The 21,317-nt window shown below is 44.5% G+C and carries 12 protein-coding genes; 10 read left to right on the top strand and 2 right to left on the bottom strand.

Annotation, left to right across the window (positions count from 1 at the left end):
• The first annotated feature begins 11 nt into the window (after nucleotides 1-11).
• Both E0496_RS25130 and E0496_RS25125 read left to right on the top strand, forming a co-directional pair.
• Complete coding sequence (locus tag E0496_RS25130; RefSeq protein ID WP_161601562.1) at nucleotides 12-1,691, top strand: DNA adenine methylase; 1,680 nt, start codon at nucleotides 12-14, stop codon at nucleotides 1,689-1,691.
• A 1,143-nt stretch (nucleotides 1,692-2,834) separates the two neighbouring features.
• Nucleotides 2,835-3,512, top strand: coding sequence for a stalk domain-containing protein (locus E0496_RS25125; RefSeq protein WP_141504504.1), 678 nt, complete (start codon nucleotides 2,835-2,837; stop codon nucleotides 3,510-3,512).
• A 622-nt stretch (nucleotides 3,513-4,134) separates the two neighbouring features.
• On the opposite strand, the gene E0496_RS25120 is transcribed toward E0496_RS25125, so the two are convergent.
• Nucleotides 4,135-6,153 carry a methyl-accepting chemotaxis protein gene (locus E0496_RS25120; protein ID WP_141504503.1) on the bottom strand — a complete coding sequence of 673 codons (2,019 nt, stop codon included), beginning with the start codon at nucleotides 6,151-6,153 and terminating at the stop codon, nucleotides 4,135-4,137.
• Between the two features lie 342 nt (nucleotides 6,154-6,495).
• On the opposite strand from E0496_RS25120, the gene E0496_RS25115 reads away from it, so the two are divergent.
• The 8 genes from E0496_RS25115 (at nucleotide 6,496) to E0496_RS25080 (ending at nucleotide 20,378) form a co-directional block, all read left to right on the top strand.
• Nucleotides 6,496-8,226: a sensor histidine kinase gene (locus E0496_RS25115; protein WP_141504502.1), complete on the top strand. Its 1,731-nt coding sequence runs from the start codon at nucleotides 6,496-6,498 to the stop codon at nucleotides 8,224-8,226.
• 3 nt (nucleotides 8,227-8,229) lie between these two features.
• On the top strand, nucleotides 8,230-9,813 hold the full coding sequence (locus tag E0496_RS25110; RefSeq protein WP_141504501.1) for a response regulator transcription factor: 1,584 nt from the start codon (nucleotides 8,230-8,232) through the stop codon (nucleotides 9,811-9,813).
• A 77-nt stretch (nucleotides 9,814-9,890) separates the two neighbouring features.
• Nucleotides 9,891-11,600: a type 2 periplasmic-binding domain-containing protein gene (locus tag E0496_RS25105; RefSeq protein ID WP_206669856.1), complete on the top strand. Its 1,710-nt coding sequence runs from the start codon at nucleotides 9,891-9,893 to the stop codon at nucleotides 11,598-11,600.
• 277 nt (nucleotides 11,601-11,877) lie between these two features.
• Nucleotides 11,878-15,225 carry a glycoside hydrolase family 9 protein gene (locus tag E0496_RS25100; RefSeq protein WP_141504499.1) on the top strand — a complete coding sequence of 1,116 codons (3,348 nt, stop codon included), beginning with the start codon at nucleotides 11,878-11,880 and terminating at the stop codon, nucleotides 15,223-15,225.
• A gap of 374 nt (nucleotides 15,226-15,599) precedes the next feature.
• Complete coding sequence (locus E0496_RS25095; protein ID WP_206669855.1) at nucleotides 15,600-16,088, top strand: hypothetical protein; 489 nt, start codon at nucleotides 15,600-15,602, stop codon at nucleotides 16,086-16,088.
• Between the two features lie 421 nt (nucleotides 16,089-16,509).
• On the top strand, nucleotides 16,510-18,927 hold the full coding sequence (gene helD / locus E0496_RS25090) for an RNA polymerase recycling motor HelD (RefSeq protein WP_141504497.1): 2,418 nt from the start codon (nucleotides 16,510-16,512) through the stop codon (nucleotides 18,925-18,927).
• A 52-nt stretch (nucleotides 18,928-18,979) separates the two neighbouring features.
• Nucleotides 18,980-19,255, top strand: a complete 276-nt coding sequence (locus E0496_RS25085) for an MFS transporter (RefSeq protein WP_161601561.1) — start codon at nucleotides 18,980-18,982, stop codon at nucleotides 19,253-19,255.
• Nucleotides 19,256-20,009: 754 nt separating this feature from the next.
• On the top strand, nucleotides 20,010-20,378 hold the full coding sequence (locus E0496_RS25080) for a hypothetical protein (protein ID WP_141504495.1): 369 nt from the start codon (nucleotides 20,010-20,012) through the stop codon (nucleotides 20,376-20,378).
• A gap of 176 nt (nucleotides 20,379-20,554) precedes the next feature.
• Here E0496_RS25080 and E0496_RS25075 read toward each other — a convergent pair whose 3' ends face one another.
• Nucleotides 20,555-20,887, bottom strand: a complete 333-nt coding sequence (locus E0496_RS25075) for a hypothetical protein (RefSeq protein ID WP_141504494.1) — start codon at nucleotides 20,885-20,887, stop codon at nucleotides 20,555-20,557.
• Nucleotides 20,888-21,317: the final 430 nt, after the last annotated feature.

The following is a 21,317-nucleotide window of genomic DNA, read 5'->3' as shown; positions in this document are numbered from 1 at the left end:
GGTGTTGGACGATGGCAACTAGTGTTGAAAAAGAATGGTGGAAGGGACTAGACCTTAATTATACTGGAGAAAACAACTTTGCATCCTTCTTTTCGTCTAACGGAAATATCCATTCTTATCCGGCAAAGGCTGTTCCCGAAATGGTGGTTTCTTTACTAAAAAAATTAAAAGAAGAATACTCAATCAAAAAGGTTTTGGATCCGTTTGTTGGTAGTGGAACTGTTGCGTTGGAATGCAAATACTTAGGATTAGATTTTTACGGGTCTGATCTAAACCCATTATCAATTTTGTTAGCTAGAACTAAGTCGTTAACTGTAAATAACACATCATTTATTCAGAGGTCATTGAAAGTCTTCACAGATTCAATTACCGAAACATATACATCTACAATTTTAGTTGAGTTAGCTAAATTTGATAATATTGAATTTTGGTTTAAATCTAAAAATATTAAAGAGTTATCGTTTATTAGACAAGAAATAAGTATCTTTTTACAAGGATGTTCGCAAAAGTATAAAGAGACTTTTGCATTGATTTTATTAACTGCTTTTAGCTCAACTATACGTGAATGTTCTTTAACACGGAATGGTGAGTTTAAACTATACCGAATGTCGCCAGGTGATATAGATAAGTTCAATTTAGACGCTCTATTAGTTTTTAAAAATAAGATAGAGAATTTATTAGGTTTGCTAGTCGAAACCAAAAAGATATCTAAAAGTAAAACAATAACCGATATTCAAATGAAGAATGCAAAGGAATTATCTCATCTCAATGGTAAGAAAATTGATGCGATACTTACCTCTCCACCTTATGGGGATTCTCAAAGCACGGTAGCTTATGGCCAATTCTCGAGACTATCATTACAATGGTCTAAGGAATTACTATCACGTTATTTAGGAATAAACACCGAGGCCGAAAATGTGGATGAGTATTTATTAGGCGGAAAAAAATCTGCTTGTAATACTTCTCTGAGAAAGGTAATTCGTTCATCAGTAACATTAAAGAATTTATTTCAAGAGATGAGACGAGTGTGTCAAAAAGACACTAAACACTATCGGATTTTAATGCAAAAAATCAAGAACTCAATTAAAGAAATTGATGAAGATAATTTTGATATCATTATGCTGTTAAGTGATAATGAATTATATGAGTTAGTTAAAGAAAGGGTTCGTTTGGACTACTACAGGGTACTTAATAAATCAGGACAATTATCCAACAAAGAAGTTAAAGTAAGGGCCAGAGAATTAGCTGAGGGATTCATGGATGAATTGTCTGCGGTTGATCTTAGTCCTGAAACGATTAAAGAATTAGCCAGCAAGTTACCCTTCATTAGAGAAACGCTGCATAGAAAAGTAATTGCTTTGCCCCGCAGGGTTAAGTCAGTATTACATTTCTTTAAAGAATTATATTTAGTTGTAGAACAGACTGATAGGGTTCTAGTAGATGGTGGAGTACAATCATGGATAGTAGGGCATAGAACAATTTTAGGTTCGATTACCGTGGATATGGCAGAAGTATTAAATGATTGGTTTGTTTCTCGTGGATACGATAAAGTTATTACTTTGCACAGGCAGTATTCTTTTAAAAGACTACCTCACCATATTAATTCAACAGTAACACGAAAAAATGAAATAAAGACCATGATGGAAGAACATATAGTTGTTGTGAGGAAGCCTAAAACTCCTATTGAGTGATCAATAGGAGTTTTAGGCTTTTAATGATGATTACAATAGTCTAATACTTTATTTTTCTGTTTAACAGTAATCAAGACTAACAAAATGGATATAGTCTAAAACTTATTACTTAAAAGCTGACGATTTTCAAACTCAAAAACCGCGTCAAATCAACAACTCCAGTCTAATACTTTATTTTCTTCGAACAGTTTGATGTCCCGGTCTAATAAAGTATTAGACTCGAAAAAAAATTGTAGACTGGCATGGTGATTAGCAAACGGCTGAGCAGCGAGCCTGCAACTCGTGCTACTGATTCTTTTGGATGCACCGTCACATCATTGTAGTGACCCAAAAGATATGGGATGCTAATCAAAGGTTTATTTTAACTCCTAGTAAAGTTGAGGATCTCAACATCCAATGTGGCTATGTTGGAGGAAGTAGATACAAAAAGAGAATTAGATTATATGCCTAAACAGACCTATAGCAAGGATACGCTCGTCCGACTGGTTAGGGTCATGGAACAGTAACCGGCTACTTCACAAAAAAAGTTGGTCGAGCTAATCGGTGTATCCCAGGGAAGAGTGAGCCAGTTAATTCAAAAATTGAAAGAGACAGCTCGCGGATCTGGAAAGTAGTTGGCACTGCTATGGGTATGAAGTACGTATAAGGTGGACCATCGTGTAAGAAAGTTCCGGCCATATACAATTGAATATGAAGTAGGCGCTCCTGGACTATTGCCGGGAGTGCCTTTTTTCGTGTTATGATGATAATACACAGAAGAAGCCCCGATTTCGTTTCCTCCAGCTTGGATTTGAAAACCCTTAAATCATCTACTACCTTTCTATACAAGCGTGAACGAGTTGGATTACTTATCATAACTTATCTGAATCGATAGACAAGCTGTTTATGTTTTACTGATAAATTCAATTTATGCAGAATATAGTTATATGCTTTTAGAAAGGGCTCGGTTAATCAGTAGCTTGGAAGAAGGAAGAACTAGAAATGAAGCATTGGGCTTTATGATATAATAAGGTAAAATCTTCAACTCCAAAAACGCAGAGACTATCCCACATTTAGCGTCATCTTTCAGAGAGATTATCTCTCAATAACCATTGTTACCGGAGTTCCTGGATTTGAAGACACCCCAAGAGGAGGAAAACAAAAATGAAGAAGAAGGTTGTTACGACTTTATGCGGTACCATGATACTTTTGGTGGGCATGGGCACAGGTGCTTTTGCGAGCTCGCATCTCCAAGAAATTAAAGCGCTGTTAAACGGAGATTTAAAAATCAGAGTGAACGGAGAGATTACCCCTCTCAAAGATGGCAATGGCAAAGCGGTGCTTCCCATTACTTATAATGGAACTACGTATCTTCCGGTACGATCTGTTTCTGAGCTGCTGGATGTTCAGGTGAGATATGACGGGACAGCCAAAGAGGTGATTATTGGCGAACAGCAGGCAGGCGTACCTGTGAAGCAGGAGGATTTCAACACCAGTCTGCATACAAAGGACCCTGCACTGACCAAATACGGCGACAAAAATTATAAGGAAGTTCTGTACAGCGCACCTAATTCCAATATTAAATATACCGCGCTCAGCCCTAACGGCAAATATAAAAAGCTTGTTCTGCAATTCGCTGCAGTCGGCAAGGAAGTGGAGTCTCTTGAAATTAAGGATAATGACAAGAATGTGCTCCTTAAAAAAGTAGAGAAGATTTCGCCTAATAGTGATCTTCTGACGATTGAGGTAGATATTACTGGAGTAAAGAACATCGCAATAAATGTCACACAAGCTGTTGACGGCGGATTCATTATCCCGCTAGATACTTCAATTTACAAGTAAGATTAAGCAGAGAAGCCCACAATGCCCGAATAGGTGTAGTGGGCTTATTTTCACTTGAGATTAAATTGGATTTTTCCGTGTTCTTTTGCAATGAAGAGATTTAAATCCAAAAGGATATTAGAAAGCTTAATCAACTCAACCTAATTGAGTTTTCGTAGCGTATTGTGTATCTCAAGGAACCCGAGCGAGTTAGAGAAGAACAAATACAATCCATCACTGGAGACGATTCAACAATTATTAAAGTATTCGATGTTAATGTTTTTGGATTTTATTAGGTGATGAAGCAAATGATCTGAGTATCTATGAGGGAGATGGGATTCTAAATCAGGTGGAAAGATCAATTAAAGCGATTGATGCCATTAATTAACGGTCGTCTCAGGCTTTTTTTCTGTCCTTTTCTCAGCTGTTTCTAAGAGCCCTGACCCCTTAATCCCTGTTTCTCTTCCTGTCTTTCACCACTACGGGGTAACTCGCTCTTGTTCCCAAACAAAAACACCTCCAAGTTGTACGAGTATCTCAAAATATTCGTATCTTCAACTTAAAGGTGTTTTATGCTGTCTCATGCTTTGGAGTCAGTTCCCTTACTTTTACCACGCACCGAGACTTTTCTTATAACTCCATGCTACAGCTTGAATTTATTAATTTGTATACGCAGCTTCTCGGCCATATGAGCAAGCTCTGCGGAGGAGGAAGCTACTTCTTCCATCGAAGCCATTTGCTCTTCTGCCGCAGCGGAAACATTTTGTGATTCTGCCGAAGTTTCAGTGGCCGAGTCGGAGATGAGGCGAATGGATTCTACTAATGTATTTGTGCCGGATACCATCTCGCCAGATGCTTGCGATACGCCTTGAATACTCACGGCTACCTCTTGAATGGAAGAGCGAATGCGGGCAAATAGCTCGCGAGCTTCCTCACCCGTATGTCTTCCTTCAGCCGCTTGGGAGACGGTCTGTTCGGAGGCTTGAAGAGTACGATTAATTTCAGTGCGGATACTTCCGATGAATCCAGCAATTTGTTCAGCAGAATCCATCGATTGGCCTGCAAGCTTGCGGATTTCATCCGCTACGACGGTAAACCCGCGCCCTGCCTCCCCGGAACGAGAAGCTTCAATCGCTGCATTCAACGATAAAATATTCGTTTGGCGGGCGATTTGGCTAATGATGCTCACGACATCGCCGATTTTGCCAGACAATCCGCTGAGAGCATGAATCGTTTGGGATAGCTCGCTGATGCCTTGCTCCATTTGGATCATCTTTCCATTAAGCTGATCCATGGAGGCCGCTCCATCATCAGAAAGATTGGATGCCTCCGAAGCAATGCCAGCCGCATTCGTACTATAAGAAGCAATTCCATCAATTTGTACAGCAATGTTGTCTGCTGCTTGGCTTCCATCCTGCAAGCTGGACGTTTGGCGCTCTGAGCTCTCAGCTACGACGAGAATCGCTTCAGAAATGCTTTGTGCCACGCGCGCGCCTTGATCTGCTCCCTCAGCAAGCTGCTTCGCAGAATCCGTCAGTTGCTCGGACAAGCCATTAACTTCCTTCATTAACAGCTGCATTTGATCGCCAGCGGCGTTAAAGGATTGCAGCGCCTTGCTAATATCGCTTTTGCCTTTGACTGGAATGCGGTAGGTTAAATCTCCTTGCGCCAAAACATCAATGCCATGTGTCAATTGGCGAATGGGGTGTACAATTCGTAGAGCAATCAGAATGGTGGTGATAAGGGCAAGAATAATAATGCCTGAGCCAACTAGGACGATTAAATTTAGCAAAGTATTGACTGGTTTTAAAATTTCACTTTCCTCTGCAAACATCGTTATTACCCAGTTGAGGCCGGTCACACTCATAAACCCAATTTTTTTAGCGCCATTTTCCGTATAATGAATTGCGCTGGTATGGCCTTGGGTTGCATTAGTGAGTGCTTGATCAAGCGGAACGATGCCCAGATCGGACAATTTTTTGCTTAATACATACGATTGATCGGGGTATGATAGGAACGTTCCGTCAGACAACGTCATATAGGCTTTTCCAGTCTCCCCGAATTGAGCTTTGCTAACACCAATTACCGCATCGCTAATGGAATAGGAGGCCCCGTAAAATCCATAGGCTTTGCCATCTTTCATTAATGGAGCGCCAACAATAACGACCATGGTACCCATTGTTTTGGAAATAACCGGATTAGAAATGAACGGTTTGCCTTCTTTGGCAAGCTGAATATAAGGCCGATCGGCTACATTGACGTCCGTATTTTTAACGTTAACGGCGTTGGCACCGATTAAATCAAGCGAGAAAAATATCGATTCAAATTCGGGATGCTGCTTGTGGGCTTGGACGAGAAAATCAAGCTGCTGCTCTCGCTCTGCTGCTACTTTGGAGCCTTGCTCGGCGATAACTTGCATAATCGCTTGTTTCTCTACCAAATTGGCATCAATTTCTTTGGCCAGTAAGCTGGAGTAGAGCTCCATTTGTTCCTCGGCTTGAATTTGAACTTCTCTGGCGGTAGGGACGTAGAACGTGTAGGAGAGGACAGAGACACAAACGATAATAATCAACAGTGTGGATAAGACAATTCTACCTGCGGTCTGACGAATCGAGCCAAGTATAAGCAAATTGCGCATAAAACGGGAGTTCTTAAAGGGCATTACTATTCTCCTTTGTATAAAGTATGTATTTTATTAATATCGGTTGCAGAATACAAATTTATTACCATTATTTTTAGGGTCTATATTGAAAAACTTTCATATTATTAACTCTTCTGATGTAATCGCTTGCATAATACTAGATGATCGCACGTTAAATTAATAATTACTGCGTAGAAATTATTAAGTTATTATGTTTTTGTAAAAACTAGTTAAAATTTAATCGAGCTGCGAATGTCGAACTCACGGGCTAGCTGACATTTTGAATTTACATTATTGTAAACGCTTCCAAATTATTGTAATATATCGGATGAAGTGCAATTTCGAAACAAGGATGGAAATGACATGCGGATCAAATTCAACATCTTTCAGAAATTGCTTGTGATGCTGCTGATTTTGCTGACGCCGATTGTCGCGCTGTATTATTATTCCACGTACAAGAGCATCAACGTCATACAGGAGGAGCTCATCAAGGCGAGTTTGAACCAAATGGAGCTGTTTATGGCGCAGTTGGATGCTAGCATAGAGAAGTTTGATCTGGTCTCCGCTCCCATGCTCGTGGATACGAATGTGCTGGAGTACCTGTATAGCATCAATAAGAGCGAGTATTCCCTTATGAAAACAAGGATGCTAATCGAGGAGAAGCTGTCGCTGGCAAGTGCGTCGGGCAACTGGCGAAATGATGTAACCATCTATTTTCCGCAGCGTCGCGATAGCATATCTTCTTCTCCCTCCTATGAATATAATCTGGAAGAGTTTGAGGGTCGCTTCTCGCTGGGCTGGAGCTACCGTGAAGACTTGGGAAGTGGATCGGGCTTTACTCGAACCTATGTCACGACGGGGTACAAGCCGGCTCATCCGGACGATCTGGATGTTGCCGTTCGCATTAACCTGTACAGGTGGAGCTTCGAGAATCTGCTCGATACCTACAAATCGGGACACTCCGACAATCCGTTTTTTTATAAAAAGGGACATTCCATTATTGCCAGTCGGTCCGCAGAGGGGCTAAAGATGGACGGAATCGTCGCACAGTTAGGCGACAGGGTTAATAGCCGTTCTTCGGGTTTCTTGATCCATTCGTTCGAGGGCATGCCTTATCTGATAACCTATTATTATTCTAATCTTCTTGACTGGCATCTCATCGATTCCGTTCCGCTCGATCAGATCATCGGACCGATCAAGCAGCAGAGGATCTTGTTTGGAGCTTCTTCTATCATTCTGCTTCTATCGGGTATCGCTGCCGCGTCTGCCTTGTACTGGAATGTACAGAGGCCGATCTTACGTCTTGTGCATGCGGTGCAGAGAATTAAACGAGGCGATTACGCCTACCGCTTGCCGAAGAAATCGAACAATGAATTTGCGTTCCTGATGCAAAACTTCAACGAGATGGCAACGCAGATCCAAGATCTCATCGAGAATGACTTACAATCTCGTATTCTTGCCCGAGATGCCACGCTGAAGCAGCTGCAGGCGCAGATTCATCCTCATTTTCTATACAACTGCCTAGGTTTCATCATTAACATGACCAAGATGCGAAAGGATCAGGCGGTCATGGACATGGCGTATCATCTAGCGGACTATTACCGGTACACAACACGTATGGACAATCAGGGAGTCAGCATGGGCGAAGAGCTTGCATTCGTACGCATTCACCTGGAAATTCTCAAGCTTCGCAATGAGACGCTGACCTACAGCATCGAGCTGCCGGAAGAGCTTGCGGAAATCCGCGTTCCCCGGCTTCTTATCCAACCGATCGTGGAGAATGCGATAGTGCATGGATTAGAGAACGTCGATTACCCGGGCCGGGTGGAAATCAGGGTCTACGTCAAGGATAGCCAGGTGCACTTGGAAGTGGAAGATAACGGTATAGGATTGAATGCGGAGGAGATCGACCAACTCCAACTGGAACTACGTGTCCCAGCTGGCGAGTATGCCGGCTGCGGGCTATGGAACGTGTATCAGCGATTGCAGGGCAATTATGGCGCAGACGCTAAAATTGCTTTTATTCCATCTAGGCTGGGTGGGCTAACGGTGCGATTGGTTTGGAGACTGGAGACGAAACATATAGGAGGATGAGCGATGAAGAGCCTGCTTGTGGTAGATGATGAGAAGCACTATGCAGATAGCCTTGCCGATACGATTCCATGGACGAAGCTTGGCATCACCCGGGTGTTGAAAGCTTACAGTGCCAAAGAGGCGCTTTCACTGATGGAATCATTTCCAGTCGACATCCTCATGACGGATATCCGTATGCCGCGTATGAACGGCTTAGAGCTGATCGAGCAGGCCAGGCGGCGCATTCCTCAATTAAAATGCTTGCTGCTCACAGGTTATGCGGACTTCGACTATGCACGCAAAGCGATTGAGCTTCAAGCGCTCGAATACCTGATGAAGCCGGCTAAGGACGAGCATCTGCTGGAGGCAATGGGCCGGATCGTTAAGCAGCTTGAACAGGAGCGAACCATTGATCAGGGCTTCCGTATCTACAGGGATAACAGCGCGGAGCTGAAGGCAGGACTGCTGCTCAAGGCGCTCAGCGGCGCCCTAAACGGCGAGATGCTTGCGGAAAAGTTGAAGCTGTTCGACCTCCCGCTTTTGCTGCCGGGACATGTCTCGCTATGCCTCTTTCGGTTGGGTCCGCCCTTTGACAGACAAGATCTCTATTCGCAGTCCCTCATCCGGTTCGCGGTCACGAATATGCTGGAAGAGCTGCTGATGGAGCGGTATGATTGCTGGCCGGCTGCGAACGAGGAAGGAACTCTGCTTGTGCTGGTGTACGACCTATCGGGTGCGCCGCCTGATCGGGAATGGGTGTACGAGCGAATCGACCAGTTAAAACGAGAAGTACAAAATTTGCTTAAAGGTGAAATTTTCGTAGGGGAAGTGGATTGTCTCTTTCCGGAAGGGCTGCAAGCCAGCTACATGGCGGCGACTTCGTGCTTGGAAAGCGATGGCCGCTCGTTAGGTCAGGTGCCGGAGAGGAACGAGGAGGAAGCGCGCCTCATGCGCAAGCTCTACGAAACGCCTCTTCTGACGCACCTATTGGAGAGTGAGAAATGGGAAGAGGCGGAAGCGAAAATCCGTACGTTCGTATCGCCATTGCTGCACACGGGTTCGCCCGACCTCATGCGGGACGTTTTTTTCTTTCTGTCCAATGCCTTCCAGTATATCGCGAATCGCAGCGGCAGGACGCTGGCTCAGATGCTCACTCCCGGGCAGTCCGCCTATGTAAAGGGCAAAATCATGCTTCATGCGTCGCAGTTGGAAGGCTGGGCACTAGACTCGCTGCGTACGCTTCGCGATAAGCTGGGCGAGGAATCCGAGGATCACAGTCAGGTGATTGTCCGAAAGACACAATCTTACATAAGGAAGGAACTAGACAAGGACTTGTCGCTTACCATGCTGGCAAGGCGCGTCTTCGTGCATCCTAACCATCTGTCTAAACTCTTTAAGCAATGTACGGATACTACCGTTTCCCAATATATTTACGAGCAGCGCGTAATTAAGGCCGGCGAGCTGCTAAAGCATACAAATAATAAAATTTACCATATTGGAGAAAGCATTGGCTACCCTAATACCAACTGGTTTATTCGTAAATTCCGTGACTATTATCAGGTGACACCGCAGGAATTCAGGGACAGATACCGATCGGGAATGGAGTGATTTGTTCTATATCCTAGTTAAAACCAAAGGGGAGGGTTGGGCTGGTGCAGCGGCATAGTAAATGGTTGATAATTCTATTGGCGTTACTGATAGGGAGTCTGCTGCTTGCCGGCTGTTTAAATAGCGGTGGGAAAATGACCAAGAGCAGTCTAGTCAATGATGTAACAAGGCCGTTGTGGGACTTTGAATACGATCCGCCAATTACGATTACGACGACCATCGTGGACGAGAATCGCCCTAACGCATTCAAGCCAGGCGAGAGCCTCACGGACAACGTGCATACTCGATGGATGGAAGAAAACCTGGGACTCATCACGAAGTTTGACTGGATCGTCAGCAAGTTCGAGGACGCGGATACCAAGATTCGGCTGGCGTTGGCCGTGAACAGCAAGCTGCCAGACACCTTCGGGGCAGAGGGAGAGATCCTGAAGGATCTGCTCAAAGCCGACAAGCTGCTTCCGCTAAACGATGCCATCGAGAGGTTCGCGCATCCTAAGCTAAAGGAAGCACTTAAGGAGTACGCTTTTACCATGACCGAGGTAACCAAAGACGGCAAGATTTATGGGCTTCCTCGTTTTAATGTAGGAGATGAGGGAACGGTCATGTGGATTCGCAAGGATTGGCTTGAGCTGCTTTCGCTGGAACCGCCAACGACAATTATTCAATTGGAGAACGTACTGAAGGCCTTTTCGGAGCAAGATCCTAACGGGAATGGCAAGGACGACGAAGTCGGCTTGGCGGTTTCTTTAAAGGAAGGTCCATGGAATTGGATGGGACAAACCGATGCGATAGCAGGCGCCTTCTCCAAACAGATGCTCAGCACCTTCGACATCCGAATGTTCTGGAATGAGGACGAAAATGGCCGCCTGGTTTATGGCGCCGTTCACCCGGATGCCAAGAAATACTTGGAGACGATGGCATCCTGGATGGCAAAGGGCTACATGGACAAGAATGCAGGCATGAAGGACTCCAGCAAAGCGGCTGAGCTGGCAGTCAAAGGAATGGCGGGCGTCATGTTCGGCCCGTTCTGGATGGGAGCATGGCCGCTCGGTGACACGATAAAGGCTGATCTTAACGCGAATTGGCAGGCGTATCCGCTTCCTGCCGGACCTGAGGGACTAAAGGGCAAGGCGCAGAAGCCGTTGTACGGCATTTACTCGGTTTTTAGCAAGGACTTCATCCATATTGAAGCTTGGTTTGCGTATTATAATAAGCTGCTTGCCAAAAATTTTGGTCCGAAGGACCCGTACTTCGATCTTCGTTTTGAAAAAGGGTTCCACGAAGGCTACGATTATGTGCTTATGGACGAGAAGGTCATCACCGTTAATTTTGAAGCGGAAGGCGTGCCCCATAACGAATGGCCGCTCTCGGACGGTTCATCCATCGATATGCGTTGGATGCTGTATCCGCTGACCGGCGGCGCACCGACGCTGCCGTATATGAATGCAGCCGCGATCAAGAAAATAGTGGAAAATTCGAATGCTGAAGTAATGACGCCGATTGAACAGGGCATCAAAGGACTGAATTCGGCCCAGCTAATGGCAGCTGGGGTCGCGATGTCCGAGCAGGGGCTTGAAATTCCGAACCGGTACCACGGGCCGTTGACGGACGGGATGGAGAAACACGGAGTGTTCCTGCAGAAGCTTGCAACGGAGTGCTACCTGGACATCATTTATGGGGAGAAGCCACTCTCCTACTTCAATGAGTTCGTAGCCCAGTTTTATCAGAATGGCGGCGACGTGATTACGAAGGAAGTCAACGATTGGTATCAGGACAATAAACCATAATGGCGTATCAATTAGAACATAGAGGGGGAGGCCGCATTCGGTGCATCGGATGCGGCCTCCCTTATCTTTTGGATAGGACGACGAACGCAATGGCTTGTTTTCTTCTATGATCGTTTATTCCTTCTATATACCGGAACCAGCTTCACGAATTAAAATATTTACATAAGTAAGCGTTTTCATTGAGGGAGAGGTGATGGCGCACAGAAGCCGCTAAGAAGTCGAGTGCGAATAAGATTCATGCAGAGCAAACCGTCAACCATTTGAAGGAGGAGAGGTAATGAGGAAAAAAGTAAGTTTAATCCTTTCGATTACGATGTTCGTTACAATCTTATTTTCGAATCCGATCACGACGAACGCCGCTACCCCCGAAGCGCCAGCAGGGTGGAGAAACTTATTGGATTATAAAATATTTAGCAATATAACAGATGGCTGGGCAGGAGATAGCGGATTCGGCTTGGAAACAGTGGATAGCAAGCTGCCGATTGATCCGACGGTTACGTACAATGGATTGCCTTCTTTACTATTAAATACGAAGACGCCTACCAGTCCGTCCTGGTTCAACGCGTTAATTACGGTTGCCGGCTGGAAAGCGTATGACTTTACGTCTTATCATCCAAACGGTTTTCTTGAGTTTAATATTAAGGGGAACGCCGGTGGAGAGTCCTTCCTTATTGGCTTCAAAGATAGAGTATTCGAACGGGCTGCCGGCAATGAAATTACGACTACAGTAGACATAAAAACCTATACCAACATTACGACGAGCTGGACCCATGTGAAAATACCTTTAAAGGATGTCATTCAGGTCTCGCAAGGCATTGACCGAACTTCGATCGATTCGTTATCCATCAAAAATAATGGTTTTCAACCTTTAAAGGTCTGGTTCAATGACATTAGGGTTACCTCTCCCGATAAGGAGAAAGAGTATGCGCCCATCAAGGTCAATCAAGTGGGCTATCCTGTCGATGGCATAAAGCAGGCACTCGTGACCGGGTTTGAGGATGTCCTTACTGTCGATGAGGGGACGCCGTTTAACGTTGTGAATGCAACCACCAATGCTACGGCCTTCTCCGGAACGCTTGTGCTCACCGATAATTATGAAGCCATAGACAGTGGAGAGCGAATTTTCACGGCTGACTTTACGAATTTCACTGTACCGGGCAAATACTATGTGGCGGTGCAGGGAGTCCAGAATTCACCTAAATTCTCGATTGGCAGTGCTAATGATATTTATGAGCCATTCTTGGTTGACGTATCCAGATATTTTTATCACCAGAGAACCGGTATAAATATTACGAGCCCGTATACTCAGAATTATCAGAGAACCGATTTTACGCCAGACACAGCTGTACCTTTAATGTCCAACCCTTCCATTAAGAAAGACGTTTCTAAAGGCTGGTATGATGCGGGCGATAAAGGCAAATACGTTAACGCTGGCGCCAAAGCCTTGTCCGATCTCTTCTGGGCTTATGAAGTGATGCCGGAGAAATTTACAGACAATCAATTTAATATTCCGGAGAGCGGAAACGGCATTCCTGATATTCTCGATGAGTCACGCTGGGAACTGGAATGGATGCTGAAAATGCAGGATGCGGCAAGCGGAGGCTTCTATGCCCGCGTGACTTTCCAGGATGACGACAATATGGTCGACAGACAGATTATCGACAAAGATACCGTAAGCTCACGGACAGCTATCAAAACAACTGCCGATACGGCTACCGCAGCTGGAGTATTGGCACATGCCTACCTGATCTATCAAAATATCGATCCGACCTTTGCTCAGCAATGTCTAAATGCGGCAGTAGCGGCATGGGGGTATTTGGAGGCGCACCCGGAAAATATCCGAACGCCTAATACGGGCAGATGGCCTTACGATGTTACCGATGATGCTGCGAATCGTTTGTGGGCTGCAGGCTCTCTATATCGTTCAACTGGTGATGTCAAATACAATAATTATTTCCTTGCGAACTACACCAATATGGCGATATTTTTTGAGGATACCCTTGATTTCGCAAGCAGCTGGGCGAACACCTGGAATACGGGCTTCTTCAGTTATATGAAAGCCGCTAATAAAAGCTCTGCAGTCGTCAGCTGGTATACGACCAAATTCCAGCAATGGTTTAATGATAAGGTCACCAGATACAACGAAAGCTCTTGGAAAAGTATCGTAAAAGACAGCAACTATTATTGGGGAATTACTATGCAATATGCCGATACGCCGATGGAAATGATCATTGGCACCAAATTGCTCGGAACCTACGAGAGCAACCGCGCGATTATTAATAAAGTGACTTATAGCCAATTAGACTGGATCCTTGGCCAGAATCCGGTAGGCGTATCTTTCGTATCGGGGTATGGGGATAACAGCGTTAAGTATCCTTTTAGTATTATGTACAGAACCGATGGCTTGCCTGGCGTGCCGAAAGGCTTTTTGGTTGGAGGACCAAATAAATACTCCAACGATGAAGCTGTAGGAAACCAGATTTCCAGATTTGCAGCCAAAAATTATCACGATAACTTCCAGGAATGGACAACGAACGAGCACACCGTCTATTGGAACTCGGGGCTGGTGTTTGTTGCCGCCTATGCCACAGGTAACAACAACAACTCGACAATCAGCCCGGCGACCGCTGCTTTTGACAAGAAAACGGCTATGCAAGTGAACATTCCAGTAACACTTACCCTGAACGGTAATACGTTTAGCGGCATTAAGAATGGTACGGCGTCTCTGGTTGCAGGCACAGACTACACCGTTTCAGGTAACACGGTTACACTGCAAAAAACGTATCTCGCTCAGCAGCCCGTCGGAACGACAAACCTAACATTCCAGTTTAACGCAGGTTCCTCCGCTGCGCTATCCATCGCAGTGACGGATTCGTCGTTGACCAACTCGACGATCAATCCGACGTCCGTTACCTTTGACAAAAATACCGCTATACAAGCCAATGTTCCGGTGACGCTGACGCTGAACGGCAATACGTTTAGCGGCATTAAGAATGGCACTGCTACCCTGGTTGCGGGAACGGACTACACCGTATCGGGCACGTCGGTGACGATTCAGAAGGCTTATTTGGCCGCCCAACCGGTGGGAACAACGACACTGACATTCAACTTCAGCGCGGGAGCGAATGCGACTCTTGCGGTCACCGTAATAAACACCACTTCCAGCGGAAGCGGGTCAATCAAGGTGCAGCGGTACAATTCCACCACCGCGGCAACGAGCAACACGCTGAACCCGCGGATCAAGCTGACGAACACGGGCACTACCGCCATCAATATGTCCGACGTGAAGCTGCGTTATTATTACACGATTGATGGTGAGGTCGCCCAGAGCTTTTTCTGTGACTGGTCGCATGTGGGCAGCAGCAACGTAACGGGCACCTTCATCAAATTGGCGACTCCTCTGACTGGGGCCGACCATTATCTGGAGATCGGCTTTACGAGCGGAGCCGGAAGCTTGGCTGCGGGAGCAAGTATAGAGCTTCAGATCCGCGTGTCCAAGACCGATTGGACGAACTATACGCAGACGGGTGATTACTCCTTCGATTCGACCCACACGGCTTATGCGGATTGGAGCAAAACGACTGGCTACATCGCTGGCGCTCTCCAATGGGGAACGGAGCCCTGAATAGAATAAAGCTGAAATGATGTGGAGCGGGTGGGAGCTTCTCCGAGTTTGGTGGTTGGCATGTCCACTCGAATTCATCATAATAATTTATTGGAATGATTGCAGTATATGATTATTATGGATTGAAAACGAAAAGAATCTGGGTCGCTCTGAAGCTTGATATCAGAACGACCCATTTTTTGTTTGGTGGCAACTGAGACATAACGAGGAGAAATAAAAGCCCTTGTGAAGCTCGAGCAGGAAATATAATTATCATCGCGAATACCTCGGATGTGGTAAATTAGGGAAGGTCGTATTTAAGATTTACTCTGAAAATGATGCAATAACGCTGGGGAGATACTGTGGGAACAATAATGTTATGCTACGTCGAGAAGATGAGGTTTCGCCGTGACGATATCTTAAAACAAAATGGAGTATGGGTCACTCTAGATAAGTGGGTAAAGAATGAAAATGCAGTATTGTACCCTGAACAAAAGCATTCGTTGTGGCATGTGGATTGGGGAGATTTGATATATACGGGAGGTGGATATTGGCTTCATGCCATTCTAGCCAATCAAAGGAACGAATATATTACGATTCCCTATATTAGCAATCCTAAAGGAATGCCTAATGATGTATCAGAAGAAATAAGACAAGAGTTTGAATATGGAGAATCTCAAACGTGTACCTGGTTTACATTTGACGAAATCTTCAATTTTAACTGGGATCAAAAGATAAAATATGAGGATTATACTATGGATAACCAATTAATCACTGATGTTGTTGATTATACAGTAAGCGGAGAAGAGTTTTTACGGGCATTGAAGAGAATAGGTCATGGAGAGCCATCCCATTATAGAGTTGTAATTATGTTTCATAATTAAGATAGCTCTTTATTTAGTGAATTCCAAAAAGCAATAAATACCTAAAAACACTGCATAAAATAAAATCTGTTCCTGACACAATCGTTGTACATTTCGAGGGAGGAGACACCCCTGTTCTCCACCGAACAGAACAGTAGATATAAAAAAAGATGACCCAATTAATTCAAGGGTCATCTCTTGGTATCTTAACTCCGCTATAGTTAGTTTAAATAATCATCAATTCGACTAAGTGTTCAGCTCAGCCTAAATAAAAAATAAATTGAACACAAATTAACGCTATGATATAATCGTTAGCGTAATTGACAAATTAAAATATGAAGGTACTAATTATTACTCCTAATTTAATTGTACATCTGCCACTTTAATTTGTCAATGCTCTTTTTTGTTCCAGAAAACGGAAAAAGGAGTGTGTTCAGAAGAGATGGATAGGATGGATTGGCAGCAGGAACAGGAACGGCTGGAACGGGTCAGGAACAAGCTACAGGAGAGGATCGCTGAGTTAGAGCCAGAGGTGGCGGGGCTGCAAGATCAGGCTACGGACATCCGCAAGCGATTTTGGGAAGAAGTTACGATTAACACAAGCACTTACGAAGATTTCGAAGAGTCCTTCTACACGATAAATCAACAGACCGCGATATTGGCGGAACGGGAACGTGGCCACAAGCTGTTAACACAGCAATGGAAAAGCATGAACCGTCTGCTCCCGTCTCCTTATTTTGGACGCATAGACTTTCAGGAGGATGGCCTGGACTTCGGCGAGCAGATCTATATAGGCGTATCCTCTTTCCTTGACGAAGAGGGATTGAACTTTCTGATTTATGACTGGCGTACGCCTATTGCTAGCTTGTACTACGATCACTCTCCTGGCTTAGCGTCTTATGTCACACCAGCCGGACGAATCGAAGGAACGATGGAGCTCAAAGGACAGTTTCAAATTCAAAACGGGCAAATCCGCAACATGTTTGACGCGAACGATACGATCGGAGATGAGTTGCTGCAGCAAGTGCTCGGCAAGGGTGCGGACTCGCAAATGAAGAGTATCGTGGCAACTATCCAGAAGGAACAAAATGCCATCATCCGCAATGACACAAGTCGGATGCTAATTGTACAAGGGGCGGCTGGCAGCGGCAAGACTTCCGCGGCATTGCAGCGAGTAGCGTACTTGCTGTACAAACACCGCCAGACGATCAGGGCTGATCAGATCGTTCTTTTCTCACCGAATCCGATGTTTAGCAGCTATATTTCTACCGTCCTTCCGGAGCTCGGAGAAGAGAATATTCAGCAGACGACCTTTCAGGAATATGTCGACTATTGGTTAGGTTCTTCGTTACGCGCGGAGGATCCCTTAGATCAGATTGAATATGTACTGACCGCTCAAGGAGAACCGGAGTACGAGGCCCGTATTCAGGGGATCGAGTATAAAGCTTCCGAGTCTTTCCTGCAAGCCCTGCAGAGCTTTGGATTATGGTTAGGAAGGGAAGGCATGAGATTCAACGCTATTCGGTTTCGGGACCGCGATTTGATTACCGCGGAGCGAATGAGAGCGGAATTTTATAATTATGACCGTTCCTTGCCGTTGCTCAACCGTATCATTCTCTTGCAGGAGTGGCTGCTGAATGAGCTTGCTTCGCTGGAACGCATGGAACGGGACGCGCCATGGGTAGAGGAAGAGTTGAACTATCTTGACACCGAGCAGTATGCAGAAGTTTTCGATATGCTGCATAAAGATCGGGAAGTATTAGACATTGCTGAACAATTCGCCACAGTTCGCGAGAAAATGACCAACAAGCGACGAGAAGATGAAAGTGATTTTGACTTCTCTCGGAAGGAGGAGGGGCTGCTCCGCCGAAGGATCGTGAAAGAAAGCTTTATACCGTTAAAGAAAAGTGTAAAGAAACTTTCATTTGTAGATGTCATAGACATATATGGCGAATTGTTTGCGGACGAAGCCTCTTATCGGGAGAAAATGAATGGGGCCGTGATCCCGCCGCTGTGGCTTGAAATATGTAGGCAAACCAAGGAAAAGCTGCTTCGGAACGAGTTGTTCCACGAGGACGCAACTCCGTATTTGTATGTAAAAGAACTGATCCAAGGCGTACGGACAAATACGGAAATTCGCTACGTCTTCGTTGATGAGGGTCAGGATTATTCTTCGTTTCAATATGAATATCTGAAAAAGCTGTTTCCCCGTGCCCGAATGACGGTGCTAGGTGACTTCGGGCAAGCGATCTTCATGCAGGCTACAAGTTTGGCCGCATCCGATTCGCCGCTGATTCGCCTTTTTGGAGAGGAAGAAACAAGTCTGGTCTCCTTGGTACGCAGTTATCGTTCCACCAGGGACATTGTTGAATTTACGAAATCGATGCTTCCAGGCGGAGAAGAAATCGTACCGTTTGAAAGGATAGGCCAAAAGCCGCTTCTGACGAGACTGGACGGCCGGGAGAAGCGTGATGCCCAAATCGTGGCAGATATTAAGGCGCTTAAGGCCGAGGGCTTCGATTCCATCGCCGTTATTACAAAAACCGCAGCTGAAAGCCGGGATGCTCATGAAAGGTTGCGGATTCAAGGTGGCGAAGCTCAGCAGCTCATGACGAAGGAGACAATGGGCTTTGAAAAAGGAGTAATGGTCATTCCTGTGTATCTCGCCAAGGGTGTCGAGTTCGATGCAGTCTTGGTCTACGATGCTTCACCCGAAGCCTATGGCCAGGAAAGCGAACGAAAGCTTCTTTATACAGCGTGTACGCGGGCCATGCACCGGCTTCACCTTTATACGACGGGCGACTGGTCGCCGTTTGTGCAGGCATTGCCTGCTAATTTGTATGAGAAAGCGCCATATTGACGAATTGTACAGCTCGCGATGTTTGGGGTAATGCCGATCGTGCTGCTTGTATTTGAAAGGCAGCATACACTACACTGCGCTTGAAACGGGTTGGATCCTGATGCTTTATGCGCTATACGCGGCGATCAGCATGCCAATCAGCGGCCGGTTGATCGACAAAATCGGCGAACGTCCGCTCGACTTCGTCGGCCTTTCCGTTGTATTCATTTCGCTGTTTATCTTGTCCGGCATGTCGGCGAATATCTCGTTGTGCGTTATCATCCTGTGTATTTGCAGCATGAGAATGGAGCAACCGCCAGTGGGGACAATGCGGACCCAGCGAAGATGATGGGCAACTAATTGCGAATTGGCTCTGATTCGCGTGTATGCAGATAGCCTTGGCCGTTAATCGGCCAAGGCTATTTTTGCTGTTGCTGATAGTCTTTAAATTACATCTTTAAAAGGACGTAGGACTATTCCTCGCTGGCTCGGGTAGTGGCTCCTTGAAGCCGTGTAAATAGACGATTCGACCATCCTTAATGGTGCAGAATATCTAATTAGATGAGTTCGCTTATGCTAAAATCAGAGTGACTCATCGGATGATTCTTCTTCTGTAAATGGTGTACGGTAACTTCATTCTACATGAATCTATTAGGGGCATTTGTGTTTAATGTCACAGTGTGAAACTTTAGAGGACGAGATTAGGAGATCAAAATGAAGAAGTCGGTAATATCTTTCTTTTTAGCGTTGATTCCGAGTATATCAGCCATATTTCTATTAGTTGAATACTTCCCTTATACAGGTCTTGGAAGAATCGTGAGTATTCCAATAACGATAATTGTTAATATTATTATTTTGTTATATTCTCTGTTTCTCACTCAAAGATTAAAATCAAGAGTATTCAAAAGCTTTATTTGGATTGCAACCATACTAATAAGTATATTGGTAGCTGTTATTTTGCATCCACAAGAATATTTGCCTAGCGTTTTAAAGCAACTTCGGGAACTGACATTTTCCCATACTATTAAATGACTAACTCCGTACTTTTATCCAAAGGGCCATTAGGTCCTCTATCGAAACGATTAACCAGTTGGAGGTTTAATATGCTTAAATATATTTATTGGCACGCTTATTTCAAAGTGAACAGAGAAGAAAAAGTGCATAAACTGCTTGCAAGAATCAATGAAATATGTGACATGAAGGGTACTCTAATTTCGAGTGAACGTTATTGGAAGGATTCCTCTTTATTCGATGTTGTTTTTAGAACGCCTTTAATTAAGGATAAAATTGCTGATACTGTATTCGAAGCATTGGTTATATCTAATAAGCTGGCTTATCAATGGGAGGTTACTGGCCCGTACATTTCTGAACCAGGGATGTGGAATTTTCATGGATTGACCACAAAAACGAAGGTTACGGGGATTGAATGGATCCAGTTTAGAGTGGAGCCTGAGATAAGTAATTTAGACTAATTGGCGAATTAGTTACAATAAGAATAGCGCAAGTGGAGCTTCTTTACCGTTTTCGTTCTTTTGCTTATTGAATTTGTTTAGACCAAAAATCTGGTGATTCACTCGCCAGATATCCCAGTGTCATAAGTGGTAAATAGCCGATGGAATGCGTAATATATTCGACTAGGATTATAGCTCTATCTGCCTCCACCATATGTTCTATGCCAATGGTTTTCATATATGGGTCTTTTATAGTTAGGATCATTCATTATAACTTTGAATTTGATTTCTGTTCCCTTATCCATACCCTCAAGAATAGGAATAGTGTTGGAATGATAGTATTTTTGGATTTCTACTTCCTCTGGCGATTTCATAATTGAAGTCGGTTCAGGTGGCTCAAGCTGGCTCAAACGTTTTACTAGTTCTTCAACCCGTTTATTTACCTCTTCAGGGTCACTTGCATGGAATTTCGGCAATCCTTGTGCATAAGACCTTGAGAAGTACACGGAGGAAGCTAATAATATAGACATGGTTATCATATACCCATTCCTTACTTTTGATATTTTCAACACCTCATAGATATGTTGATACTTCACAAGCAAATTTATGTAAGGAATTTCTTTAACTAATGGGACACTTGCAAAGAATAAAGCCGCCCAAATGTGGCGGATTTTTCAGTTATTTAGCAGGAAAGATTGGTTATAATCATCATCCACCTTTATAATTATGGTAAAATATCACAAGGTTTCCTTAGTGGATTTTCAAACCATATTGGATTAAAAGGACACGGTCCTACTGAAAATAAAGGGGTTTAGTGTTATGTATGAACTGTCTGTAAATGCTAATCTAAACATGTACAGAAGTGCTTGAATAATAATGTACAACTTTGACGAGATGAAACATACTGGTCTCAAGGGAGAGATGAGTATGTACATCACGTTGAATGTTCAATCCAACATC

Origin of the sequence: Paenibacillus luteus (genome assembly GCF_006542765.1) — a bacterium.
Lineage (GTDB): Bacteria > Bacillota > Bacilli > Paenibacillales > Paenibacillaceae > Pristimantibacillus > Pristimantibacillus luteus.
This window is presented reverse-complemented; position numbering and strand designations above follow the sequence as displayed.